General features: G+C 71.0%; 8 protein-coding genes. 3 read left to right on the top strand and 5 right to left on the bottom strand.

The genetic code is table 11. From position 1 onward, the window contains the following. Positions 1-129: 129 nt before the first annotated feature. A complete protein-coding gene (mshC, locus tag ACZ6RC_RS25470; RefSeq protein WP_391144716.1) occupies positions 130-1,359 on the top strand; it encodes a cysteine--1-D-myo-inosityl 2-amino-2-deoxy-alpha-D-glucopyranoside ligase in 1,230 nt (409 codons plus the stop codon). A 74-nt stretch (positions 1,360-1,433) separates the two neighbouring features. Here the strand turns inward: mshC and ACZ6RC_RS25465 are convergent, their stop codons facing one another. The 5 genes from ACZ6RC_RS25465 to ACZ6RC_RS25445 form a co-directional block, all read right to left on the bottom strand. Then, a complete protein-coding gene (locus tag ACZ6RC_RS25465; protein WP_469587233.1) occupies positions 1,434-2,621 on the bottom strand; it encodes a PAC2 family protein in 1,188 nt (395 codons plus the stop codon). A gap of 215 nt (positions 2,622-2,836) precedes the next feature. Then, positions 2,837-4,441, bottom strand: coding sequence for a glycerol-3-phosphate dehydrogenase/oxidase (locus ACZ6RC_RS25460; RefSeq protein ID WP_391144720.1), 1,605 nt, complete (start codon positions 4,439-4,441; stop codon positions 2,837-2,839). A gap of 16 nt (positions 4,442-4,457) precedes the next feature. Beyond that, a complete protein-coding gene (gene glpK / locus ACZ6RC_RS25455; protein ID WP_391144724.1) occupies positions 4,458-6,005 on the bottom strand; it encodes a glycerol kinase GlpK in 1,548 nt (515 codons plus the stop codon). A gap of 34 nt (positions 6,006-6,039) precedes the next feature. Continuing rightward, on the bottom strand, positions 6,040-6,798 hold the full coding sequence (locus ACZ6RC_RS25450; RefSeq protein WP_391144728.1) for an MIP/aquaporin family protein: 759 nt from the start codon (positions 6,796-6,798) through the stop codon (positions 6,040-6,042). A 256-nt stretch (positions 6,799-7,054) separates the two neighbouring features. Continuing rightward, complete coding sequence (locus ACZ6RC_RS25445; protein WP_391144731.1) at positions 7,055-7,819, bottom strand: IclR family transcriptional regulator; 765 nt, start codon at positions 7,817-7,819, stop codon at positions 7,055-7,057. A 289-nt stretch (positions 7,820-8,108) separates the two neighbouring features. Between ACZ6RC_RS25445 and metH the strand changes: the two genes are divergently transcribed. Further along, entirely contained in the window at positions 8,109-11,618 is a 3,510-nt protein-coding gene (metH, locus tag ACZ6RC_RS25440; RefSeq protein ID WP_469587230.1) for a methionine synthase, read from the top strand. A gap of 178 nt (positions 11,619-11,796) precedes the next feature. Further along, positions 11,797-12,495 (top strand): HAD family hydrolase, encoded by a 699-nt coding sequence (locus ACZ6RC_RS25435; RefSeq protein WP_391144737.1) that lies wholly within the window; start codon positions 11,797-11,799, stop codon positions 12,493-12,495. The last annotated feature ends 150 nt before the right edge of the window (positions 12,496-12,645 follow it).

Below are 12,645 nucleotides of genomic sequence, written 5' to 3'. Positions count from 1 at the left end.
ACGGCCTGTTGCCCGTGCCGCACCCCCCTGGGGTATGCACGCCAGGCCCCTGGGCCGCAAGACCGCCTATCAGGTCAAGATCCCGGATCCGGTTCGTATCCGGAACAGCTGTCCGGTTACGCTCATGGCATGCATGCCTGGCCCGCTTCTGAGGTCCCCGCCCTGCCCGGCAAGGGCCGCGACCTCCGGATCCACGACACCGCGACCGGCGGACGAGTGACCCTCGCCCCCGGTCCCGTCGCCCGTATCTATGTCTGCGGCATCACGCCGTACGACGCGACCCACCTGGGTCACGCGGCGACCTACAACGCGTTCGACCTCGTGCAGCGCGTGTGGCTCGACACCAAGCGGCAGGTTCACTACGTCCAGAACGTGACCGACGTGGACGATCCGCTCCTGGAGCGGGCGATCCGCGACGGCATCGACTGGGTCGGCCTCGCCGAGCGCGAGACCGCCCTCTTCCGCGAGGACATGACGGCCCTGCGGATGCTTCCGCCGCAGCAGTACATCGGAGCCGTCGAGGCCATACCCGGCATCGTGCCGCTCGTGGAGCGGCTGCGGGACTCCGGCGCCGCCTACGAACTGGACGGCGACATCTACTTCTCCGTCGAGGCCGACCCGCACTTCGGCCAGGTGTCGCACTACGACACCGAGCTGATGCGGCACCTCTCCGCCGAACGCGGCGGCGATCCGGACCGCCCCGGCAAGAAGAACCCCCTCGACCCGATGCTCTGGATGGCCGCCCGCGAGGGCGAGCCGAGCTGGGACGGGCACAGCCTCGGCCCCGGCCGGCCCGGCTGGCACATCGAGTGCGTCGCCATCGCCCTGGACCACCTCGGCATGGGCTTCGACGTGCAGGGCGGCGGCTCCGACCTGATCTTCCCGCACCACGAGATGGGCGCCTCCCACGCCCAGGCGCTCACCGGCGAGTTCCCCATGGCCAAGGCGTACGTCCACGCCGGCATGGTCGCCCTGGACGGCGAGAAGATGTCCAAGTCCAAGGGCAACCTCGTCTTCGTCTCCACGCTCCGCCGTGAGGGCGTCGACCCCGCCGCCATCCGACTGGCCCTGCTCTCGCACCACTACCGCGCCGACTGGGAGTGGACCGACCAGGTGCTCCGGGACGCCGTGGAGCGCCTCGACCGCTGGCGCGCCGCGGTCTCCCGCCCCGACGGCACGTCCGCCGACGCGCTCGTCGAGGAGATCCGCGAAGCCCTCGCGGACGACCTCGACGCCCCGGCCGCCCTCGCGGCGGTCGACCGCTGGGCCGCGCGGCAGAACGAGGAGGGCGGCACGGACGAGTCCGCGCCCGGCCTCGTCTCCCGCGCCGTCGACGCCCTCCTCGGCGTGGCGCTGTAACACCCGCGGCGCCGCATCGCCTGAGAAGGGAGAGGGGCCGCACCGATCCCGGTGCGGCCCCTCTCCCGTACGCCTTACTTCTCCGCGTCGCCCGCGGACCCGTCCCCGGCCTCGCCGGCCGGGCCGTCCTCCGTGCCGTCCGCGTTGCCACGGTCCGCGTTGCCGGTCCCCGGGCCGGCATCCGGCGTGTCCTCCGGACTGTTCCCCGGGCCGTCCGTGGTGCCGTCGGCCGGTGACACCTTCGGCGTCCCGGGCGGCTCCGGGGTCGCGTCCGGCCCCGTGACCCCCGGCAGCTCCGGCGCGGACTCCGGCCCCGGCTGCTCCGGTTTCGGCGGTCGCGTCCGGCCGCTGGACGGGTCCCGCAGATACGAGGTGTCCCCGCCCTCGGTGGCCACTCCGTGCCCCTGGCCCGGCCCCTGACCGGGCTCACGCCGCCGCAGATAGCGCTCGAACTCCCGGGCGATCGCCTCGCCCGAGGCCTCCGGCAGCTCCGCCGTGTCCCGCGCCTCCTCCAGCGTCTGGACGTACTCCGCCACTTCGCTGTCCTCGGAGGCCAGTTGGTCCACGCCCAGCTGCCAGGCCCGCGCGTCCTCGGGCAGTTCGCCCAGCGGAATGCGCAGGTCGATCAGGTCCTCCAGGCGGTTCAACAGCGCCAGTGTCGCCTTCGGGTTGGGCGGCTGCGACACGTAGTGCGGCACGGCGGCCCACAGGCTGACAGCGGGCACCCCGGCGTGCGTGCACGCCTCCTGGAGGATGCCGACGATGCCGGTCGGGCCTTCGTAGCGCGTCTCCTCCAGGTCCATCGTCCGCGCCAGGTCGGGGTCGGAGGTGACGCCGCTGACCGGGACCGGCCGGGTGTGCGGGGTGTCGCCGAGCAGCGCGCCGAGGATCACCACCATCTCCACGCCCAACTCGTGGGCGAAGCCGAGGATCTCGTTGCAGAACGAACGCCAGCGCATCGACGGCTCGATCCCGCGCACCAGGACCAGATCGCGCGGCTTGTCGCCGCCGATCCGGACCACGGAGAGCCGGGTCGTCGGCCAGGTGATCTTCCGGACGCCGTTGTCCAGCCATACCGTGGGCCTGTTGACCTGGAAGTCGTAGTAGTCCTCGGCGTCCAGCGCCGCGAACACCTCGCCCTTCCATTCCCGGTCCAGATGGGCGACCGCGGTGGAGGCGGCGTCGCCGGCGTCGTTCCAGCCCTCGAACGCGGCCACCATGACCGGGTCGATCAGCTCGGGAACCCCCTCGAGCTCGATCACCCAGCGCCTCCTTTTCGAAGTTCCTGTCGTACGGACCAACCTTACGGCTTTCCGTCGACCCGTCCGCAGCCCTCGTGCACCACCGAGGGCCTTCGTCGCCATGATCGACTACCCAGTAATTCCCGTCGGCACACGAACCTTCCGACACCCGCCGCACACGCGGGAGGGGTGGACTTCCGTCCGGAAGTCCACCCCTCCCTCACCCGCTCACCCGCTCACGCGCGCAGGACGTCCTCCACCTTGGCGCGGATCTCGTCCGTCGCCAGACCACGGATCGTCAGCGTCGTACGGCGGCGCAGCACGTCGTCCGCCGTCTCGGCCCACTCGTGGTCCCGGGCGTAGGCGACCTGCGCCCAGATCTCCGGCGCGTCCGGGTGGACGCGCTCGGCCAGCTCGGGGTTCTCGTTCGCCATCCGGGCGATGTCGAAGGAGAGCGAACCGTAGTGCGTCGCCAGGTGCTTGGCGGTGTCCGCGGCCATGCGCGGGCCGGGCGCCGGGCCGTCCGAGAGCAGCCGGTGCGCGACCGCGTTCGGGTTGGCTATGCCGGGCAGCGGAAGCCGCTTCGGCAGCGCGGAGACCGGCTCGTAGTCCTCGCCGAGCGGGCCGCCCGGCAGGGACTCCAGCTTCCGCATCACCGTACGGCCGATGTGGCGGAAGGTCGTCCACTTGCCGCCGGCCACCGACAGCATCCCGCCCCGGCCCTCGGTGACGACCGTCTCCCGCTTGGCCTTGGAGGTGTCGCCGGGGCCGCCGGGCAGCACCCGCAGACCGGCGAAGGAGTAGGTGATCAGATCGCGCGACAGCTGCTGGTCGCGGATGGAGAAGGCGGCCTCGTCGAGGATCTGCGCGGTGTCCTTCTCGGTGACCTCGACCTGGCCGGGGTCGCCCTCGTACTCCTCGTCCGTGGTGCCGAGCAGCAGCATGTCCTCCCAGGGGAGGGCGAAGGTGATGCGGTACTTGTCGATCGGCGTCGCCAGCGCGGCCTTCCACGGGGAGGTGCGCTTGAGGACCAGGTGCGCGCCCTTGGAGAGCCGGATCGACGGGGCCGAGGCCGGGTCCTCCATCTTCCGCAGGTGGTCGACCCAGGGGCCGGTGGCGTTGAGCACGAGCCGGGCGTCGACGCCGAACTCGTCCCCGCTGGTGCGGTCCTTCAGCTCCGCGCCGGTGACCCGGCCCCGGGTGAAGCGCAGACCGGTGACCTCGGCGTGGTTGAGGACGGTGGCCCCGGCGGCGACCGCGGCGCGGACCGTCATCAGGGCCATGCGGGCGTCGTTCATCTGGTCGTCGCCGTAGACGGCCACGGCCTTCAGGTTGTCCGTGCGCAGTTCGGGCACGTCCTGCGCGGCCTTCGACGGGCTCAGCAGATGCCCGACCCCGTCGCCGAACGCCGACAGGGCGCTGTACGCGAACACGCCCGCGCCGAGCTTGGCGGCGCCGTGCGGGCCGCCCTTGTAAACGGGCAGGTAGAAGGTGAGCGGGTTGGCGAGGTGGGGCGCCACCTGGCGGGAGACCGCGCGCCGCTCGAAGTGGTTTTCCGCCACCAGCTTCACCGCGCCGGTCTGCAGATAGCGCAGGCCGCCGTGGAGGAGCTTGGAGGAGGCGGAGGAGGTGGCGCCGGCGAAGTCGCCGGCGTCCACCAGGGCCACCCGCAGGCCCGCCTGCGCGGCGTGCCAGGCGGTGGAGATGCCCAGGATGCCGCCGCCGATGACCAGGAGGTCGTACGTCGCCTTGGAAAGCTGCTCCCGGGTCTCGGCGCGGCTCGGGAGGGAACCGGCAGCCGGGTGCGTCCCCAGGGCGGGGACGCTCTGCAGGGTGGTCATGTCGATCTACTCCTCGTCAGTTCTCTTCTTCGAGCCAGCCCATGGAGCGCTCGACGGCCTTCAGCCAGCTCTTGTACTCGCGGTCGCGCTTCTCGGCGTCCATGCGAGGGGTCCACTCCGCGGCCCGGCGCCAGTTGGCGCGCAGGGCGTCGGTGTCCGGCCAGAAGCCGACGGCCAGGCCGGCGGCGTAGGCGGCGCCGAGGCAGGTGGTCTCGGCGACCATCGGACGCACGACCGGCGCGTCCAGGAAGTCCGAGAGCGTCTGCATCAGCAGGTTGTTGGAGGTCATGCCGCCGTCGACCTTGAGCGCGGTCAGCTCGACGCCGGAGTCCTTCGTCATCGCGTCGGTGATCTCGCGGGTCTGCCAGGCGGTGGCCTCGAGGACGGCGCGGGCGATGTGCGCCTTGGTGACGTACCGGGTGAGGCCGGCGATCACGCCGCGGGCGTCGGAGCGCCAGTACGGGGCGAACAGGCCGGAGAAGGCCGGCACGAAGTAGGCGCCGCCGTTGTCCTCGACCGAGGAGGCGAGCGTCTCGATCTCGGCGGCGGAGTTGATCAGGCCCATCTGGTCGCGCATCCACTGCACCAGCGAACCGGTGACGGCGATCGAACCCTCCAGGGCGTAGACCGGCTTCTGGTCGCCGATCTGGTAGCCGACGGTGGTCAGCAGCCCGCTGTAGGAGTTGATGATCTTGTCGCTGGTGTTCATCAGCATGAAGGTGCCGGTGCCGTACGTGGACTTCGCCTCGCCCTCGGCGAAACACGTCTGGCCGAACAGGGCCGCCTGCTGGTCGCCGAGGGCGGAGGCGACCGGGATACCGTCCAGGACGCCGCCCTTGACCGTGCCGTACACCTCGGCGGAGGAGCGGATCTCGGGCAGCACGGCCGACGGGATCTGCATGGACTGCAGGATCTTGTCGTCCCAGGCCATGGTGTGCAGGTTCATCAGCATGGTGCGGGAGGCGTTGGTGACGTCGGTGACGTGGTGGCCGCCGTCGACACCGCCCGTGAGGTTCCAGATGACCCAGGAGTCCATGGTGCCGAAGAGGATGTCGCCGCGCTCGGCGCGCTCGCGCAGACCCTCGACGTTGTCGAGGAGCCAGCGGACCTTCGGGCCGGAGAAGTACGACGCGAGCGGCAGGCCGGTCTCGCGGCGGAAGCGGTCCTGGCCGACGTTGCGGCCGAGCTCCTTGCAGAGGCCGTCGGTGCGGGTGTCCTGCCAGACGAGGGCGTTGTGGACGGGCTCACCGGTGTTCTTGTCCCAGAGCAGGGTGGTCTCGCGCTGGTTGGTGATGCCGATGGCCTTGACGTCGGCGGAGGTGATGCCGGCCTTGTCGATGGCGCCCGCCACGACTTCCTGGACGTTGGCCCAGATCTCGGCGGCGTCGTGCTCGACCCAGCCCGGCTTCGGGAAGATCTGCTCGTGCTCCTTCTGGTCGACCGAGACGATCCGGCCGTCCTTGTCGAAGACGATGCAGCGCGAGGAGGTGGTGCCCTGGTCGATGGCGGCGATGAAGGGGCCGCTGCCGTGGGAGGAAGACCCGGCGGTGTGTGCGTCGGTCACGGTTACTCCAAGGGAAGTCTGGAAGAAGGACGGCTCAGGCGAACGCGATGTTGTAGATACCCGCTGCGAGGGCGCCACCGATCAGGGGACCGGCGACCGGGATCCAGGCGTAGCTCCAGTCGGAACCGCCCTTGTTCGGCAGCGGCAGCAGAGCGTGCACGAGGCGCGGGCCGAGGTCACGGGCCGGGTTGATGGCGTAACCGGTCGGGCCGCCGAGCGAGAGGCCGATGGAGACGACGACGAAGGCCGTGATCAGGGCGCCGAGGACGCCGAGTCCCTTGCCGCTGTCGTTCAGGCCCTGGGTCAGCACCGCGAGGACCAGGACGACCGTGCCGATGATCTCGGTGGCGAGGTTCTGCCACACGTTCCGGATCTCGGGCCCGGTGGAGAAGATGCCGAGCACGGGGCCGGGGCCCTCCAGCGGCTTCTCGCCGAGCGTCTCCGGGTCGGTGAGGTGGGCCCGGAACTGGCCGTAGTAGGCCACCCAGACCAGCGCCGCGCCGATCATGGCGCCGAGCATCTGGCCGGCGATGTAGACCGGGACGTTGCCCCAGTCCCCGTCCTTGACCGCTATACCGACCGTGACGGCAGGGTTCAGATGGGCACCGGAGAGGGAAGCGGTCATGTACACGGCGGTCATGACCGCGAAGCCCCACCCGAAGGTGATCGCGAGCCAGCCCGCGTTGCGGGCCTTGGAGCTCTTGAGCGTGACGGCGGCGCAGACGCCACCGCCGAGCAGAATGAGAACGGCGGTCCCGATGGTCTCGCCGATGAAGATGTCGGAGCTGGACACCCGCGACTCCTTTGTCCTTCGTCCAGGGGAAGGCGAACCCCGGGTCCCTCCGATGGTCCGCGCCCTCGTGTGAGGGCGGTTGCCGGCCCTTGGCACTGCCACACTCTAGCGCGTATTGCCGGTAGGTGTTCGACAATGCCGACCGATGAACGGAAGTTTTGCCCTCCGGTTAACAGCGCGTCAAGGGTCCGGGAAATGAAAAACCCGCCGATAACGCGATCGTTACCAGCGGGTTCCCCGTTGTCGTACGAACCTCTCAGAAGCGGCCGGCCCCCAGGTCGCGGGAGACGGCGCGGGCGCAGTCGCGCACCGCCGCGACCAGCTCGGAGCGCAGCTCTCCGTCGCCGCAGACCCGCTCCACGGCTCCCGTGATGGCCACCGCGCCCACCGGCATCCGGCGCCGGTCGTGGATCGGCGCCGCCACGGAGGCCACGCCCTCCCACGTCTCCTCCACGTCCGCCGCCCAGCCCCGGGCCCGGGTCGTGTCGAGCAGCGTCTCGAACTCCTCCAGGCCGGTGACCGTCCGGGGCGTGAACGCCTCCCGCGGCACCTCCAGGACCTCGCTGTGCGCCACCGGGTCGTACGCCGAGATGACCTTGCCCAGCGCCGTGGAGTGCAGGGGCTGCATGGCCCCCACCTCCAGGACCTGCCGGCTGTCGTCCGGGCGGAAGACGTGGTGCACGATCAGTACGCCTTGCTGGTGCAGCACGCCCAGATGCACGCTCTCGCCGCTGGAGCGGGCCAGGTCGTCCGTCCATACCAGCGCCCTGGCCCGCAGCTCGTGCACGTCCAGATAGCTGTTGCCCAGGCGCAGCAGCTCCGCGCCGAGCTGGTAGCGGCCCGAGGGCCCGTCCTGCTCCACGAAGCCCTCGGCCTGCAGCGTGCGCAGGATGCCGTGCGCCGTCCCCTTCGCCAGCCCCAGGGAGGAGGCGATGTCGGACAGGCCGAGCCGGCGCTCGCCGCCCGCGAGCAGTCGCAGCATCGCCGCCGCCCGTTCAAGCGACTGGATGTTCTTCGCCATCGCCCGGCCCTTCTCCCTTTCCTCGATCCCGCCAGGTCGCGGGGTCCTACGGACAGGATCCCGTGGATCATGCCGTTCGACAATGCTGAACACTATCGGTCGATGCCGACCGAGTGGTACCCGACAGTGTCCGCCACGACGACACGCGGACGGGAGCCCCCGCACACAGGATGCCGTCCGGCACGTGGGATGCCATGCCCACCCCGGCACCCGCGGGGCTAGTCTGGCCCCGTGCACCCTCCACCGAGCGTGCAAAGCCGACAGCCGTCGCATCCCAGGGAGCTCATCCATGGCCTCGTCGCCGACCCCTTCCGCTGACAGCCGGACCCGCGCCGCCGCCCTCCGTGAGGCACTCGCCAGTCGAGTGGTCGTCGCGGACGGTGCGATGGGCACCATGCTCCAGGCGCAGGACCCCACGTTGGAGGACTTCGAGAACCTCGAGGGCTGCAACGAGATCCTGAACGTGACCCGGCCCGACATCGTGCGGTCGGTGCACGAGGAGTACTTCGCGGCGGGCGTCGACTGCGTCGAGACCAACACCTTCGGCGCGAACCTCGCGGCGCTGGGGGAGTACGACATCCCGGAGCGGGTCTACGAACTGTCCGAGTCCGGCGCGCGGATCGCCCGGGAGGTCGCGGACGAGTTCACGGCGAGCACCGGCCGGCAGCGCTGGGTCCTCGGCTCCATGGGCCCCGGCACGAAGCTGCCGACCCTGGGCCACGCCCCCTACGCCGCGCTGCGGGACGCCTACCAGCAGAACGCGGAGGGGATGCTCGCGGGCGGCGCGGACGCGCTGCTGGTGGAGACCACCCAGGACCTGCTGCAGACCAAGGCGTCGGTGATCGGCGCCCGCCGCGCGCTGGACGCGCTCGGCGCGGACGTACCCCTCATCTGCTCGGTGACGGTGGAGACGACGGGCACGATGCTCCTCGGCTCGGAGATCGGCGCCGCGCTGACGGCACTGGAGCCGCTCGGCATCGACATGATCGGCCTGAACTGCGCCACCGGCCCCGCCGAGATGAGCGAGCACCTGCGCTATCTCGCCCGGCACTCCCGCATCCCGCTCTCCTGCATGCCCAACGCCGGCCTGCCGGTCCTCGGCAAGAACGGCGCGCACTACCCCCTCTCCCCGGCCGAGCTGGCCGACGCGCAGGAGAGCTTCGTCCGGGACTACGGCCTCTCCCTGATCGGCGGCTGCTGCGGTACGACCCCGGAGCACCTGCGGCAGGTCGTCGAGCGGGTGCGCGACCTCACCCCGGCCGCCCGCGAGCCGCGCCCCGAGCCCGGCGCCGCCTCCCTCTACCAGACCGTCCCCTTCCGCCAGGACACGGCGTACATGGCGATCGGCGAGCGGACGAACGCCAACGGGTCGAAGAAGTTCCGCGAGGCCATGCTGGAGGGCCGCTGGGACGACTGCGTGGAGATGGCGCGCGACCAGATCCGCGAGGGCGCGCACATGCTGGACCTGTGCGTCGACTACGTCGGCCGCGACGGTGTCGCGGACATGGAGGAGCTGGCGGGCCGGTTCGCGACCGCCTCCACCCTGCCGATCGTGCTGGACTCCACCGAGGTGGAGGTCCTGCGGGCGGGCCTGGAGAAGCTCGGCGGCCGCGCCGTGATCAACTCGGTGAACTACGAGGACGGCGACGGACCGGAGTCCCGCTTCGCCAAGGTGACCCGGCTGGCCCAGGAGCACGGGGCCGCGCTGATCGCGCTCACCATCGACGAGGAGGGCCAGGCCCGCACCGTCGAGAACAAGGTCGCGATCGCGGAGCGGATCATCGACGACCTGACCGGCAACTGGGGGATCCACGAGTCGGACATCCTCATCGACACGCTGACCTTCACCATCTGCACCGGTCAGGAGGAGTCCCGCAAGGACGGCATCGCCACCATCGAGGCCATCCGGGAGCTGAAGCGGCGCCGCCCGGACGTGCAGACCACGCTGGGCCTGTCCAACATCTCCTTCGGCCTGAACCCGGCCGCCCGGATCCTGCTGAACTCCGTCTTCCTCGACGAGTGCGTGAAGGCCGGACTCGACTCGGCGATCGTCCACGCGTCGAAGATCCTGCCGATCGCCCGGTTCGACGACGCGCAGGTCACCACCGCCCTGGACCTGATCTACGACCGGCGCGCCGAGGGCTACGACCCGCTGCAGAAGCTGATGGCGCTGTTCGAGGGCGCCACCACGAAGTCGCTGAAGGCGGGCAAGGCGGAGGAGCTGCTCGCGCTGCCGCTGGACGAGCGCCTCAAGCGGCGGATCATCGACGGCGAGAAGAACGGCCTGGAGGCCGACCTCGACGAAGCCCTCCAGACCAAGCCGGCCCTCGAGATCGTCAACGAGACGCTGCTCGACGGCATGAAGGTCGTCGGCGAGCTGTTCGGCTCGGGACAGATGCAGCTGCCGTTCGTGCTCCAGTCCGCCGAGGTCATGAAGACCGCGGTGGCCTACCTGGAGCCGCACATGGAGAAGACCGACGCCGACGGCAAGGGCACCATCGTGCTGGCGACGGTCCGCGGCGACGTCCACGACATCGGCAAGAACCTCGTCGACATCATCCTGTCCAACAACGGCTACAACGTCGTCAACCTCGGTATCAAGCAGCCCGTCTCCGCGATCCTGGACGCCGCCGAGGAGCACCGCGCCGACGTCATCGGCATGTCGGGCCTCCTGGTCAAGTCCACGGTGATCATGAAGGAGAACCTGGAGGAGCTGAACCAGCGCGGCCTGGCCGCCGACTTCCCGGTCATCCTGGGCGGCGCCGCCCTCACCCGCGCCTACGTCGAACAGGACCTCCACGAGATCTACCAGGGCGAGGTCCGCTACGCCCGCGACGCCTTCGAGGGCCTGCGCCTGATGGACGCCCTGATCGCTGTGAAGCGCGGTGTCCCGGGCGCGGCGCTGCCCGAGCTGAAGCAGCGCCGGGTCGCCGCGCGCGCCTCCGCCGTGGAGGTCGAGGAGGCGGAGCCGGCGGGCCGCTCGGACGTCGCCGTCGACAACCCCGTCCCCGAGCCGCCCTTCTGGGGCACCCGGGTCGTCAAGGGCATCCAGCTCAAGGAGTACGCCTCCTGGCTCGACGAGGGCGCCCTCTTCAAGGGCCAGTGGGGCCTCAAGCAGAACCGGGCCGGCGACGGACCGTCGTACGAAGAGCTGGTCGAGAGCGAGGGACGGCCGCGGCTGCGCGGCTGGCTGGAGCGCCTGCACACCGAGAACCTCCTGGAGGCGGCCGTCGTGCACGGCTACTTCCCGTGCGTGTCCAAGGGCGACGACCTGATCATCCTCGACGAGCAGGGCAACGAGCGGACCCGCTTCACCTTCCCGCGTCAGCGCCGCGGCCGGCGCCTGTGCCTGGCCGACTTCTTCCGCCCGGAGGAGTCCGGCGAGACCGATGTCGTCGGCCTCCAGGTCGTCACCGTCGGATCGCGGATCGGCGAGGCCACCGCCAAGCTCTTCGAGTCCGACTCCTACCGCGACTACCTGGAGCTGCACGGCCTGTCGGTGCAGCTCGCCGAGGCCCTCGCGGAGTACTGGCACGCCCGCGTCCGCGCCGAGCTGGGCTTCTCCGGCGAGGACCCGTCCGACGTCGAGGACATGTTCGCGCTCAAGTACCGCGGCGCGCGCTTCTCCCTCGGCTACGGCGCCTGCCCCGACCTGGAGGACCGGGCGAAGATCGCCGAGCTGCTGCGGCCGGAGCGGATCGGCGTCGAGCTGTCCGAGGAGTACCAGCTCCACCCCGAGCAGTCGACGGACGCGATCGTCATCCACCACCCCGAGGCGAAGTACTTCAACGCGCGCTGAGCGCCGCGGTCGCCACGAGCCCGCAAGGTCACGGCGACACCGCGACGCACGTCACGGGCCGATTCCGAGCGCCCGGGATGATCGGGACGTACACTGGTCGGTCCAGCGCAGGCCGGTCTCCCTCCCCGTAGCTGGGGGGCGAGACCGGCCTTCTCGTCCCTCCATGGAGGTGTGCCGGATGACCAGTACGGTCCCCGCGTCCTTGTTCCACGCCAACGGAAGCTCCGCCCTGCAAGCGGTCTTCCTCGACATGGACGGCACCCTCGTCGACACGGAGGGGTTCTGGTGGGACGCCGAGGTCGAGGCCTTCGCCGCCCTGGGGCACCGGCTGGACGAGACCTGGCGCGACATCGTGGTCGGCGGGCCCATGACCCGCAGCGCCGGCTATCTCATCGAGGCCACCGGCGCCGACATCACCCTCGCCGAGCTGACGGTCCTGCTCAACGAGAAGTTCGAGCAGCGCATCGAGCGCGGTGTGCCGCTCATGCCCGGCGCGGAGCGCCTGCTGGCCGAGCTGGCCCACCACGACATCCCCACCGCCCTGGTCTCCGCCTCGCACCGCCGCATCATCGACCGGGTGCTCGCCTCCCTCGGCCGCGACCGCTTCACCCTCAGCGTCGCGGGAGACGAGGTCGTCCAGACCAAGCCGCACCCGGAGCCCTACCTCACGGCCGCCCGGGGCGTCGGCGCCGACCCGGCGCTGTGCGCCGTCATCGAGGACACGGCGACGGGCGTAGCGGCCGCGGAGGCGGCCGGCTGCCGGGTGGTGGCGGTGCCCTCCGTCGCCCCGATCGCACCCTCCGAGGGCCGGGTCGTCGTCCGTTCCCTGGAGGACGTCGACGTCCCCTTCCTGCGGACCCTCATCACCGGCCCCTGAGGACCCGGGTCGGCCCGGCTCTCCCCGGCCCTCCGTCGGCTGCCCCCGCGCCCCTACGTCGGGTCCGCTCCGGCCGTCCCGTCCGCGCCACCTCACCGTGCTCTTCCGGCCACCCGACTCCGGACCGCCGCGTGACCTTGGTCACGCAGC

The organism is Streptomyces sp. NPDC048353 (assembly GCF_055587165.1).
Note: the sequence above shows the minus strand (reverse complement) of the source record. Positions and strands in the feature narration are given on the sequence as shown.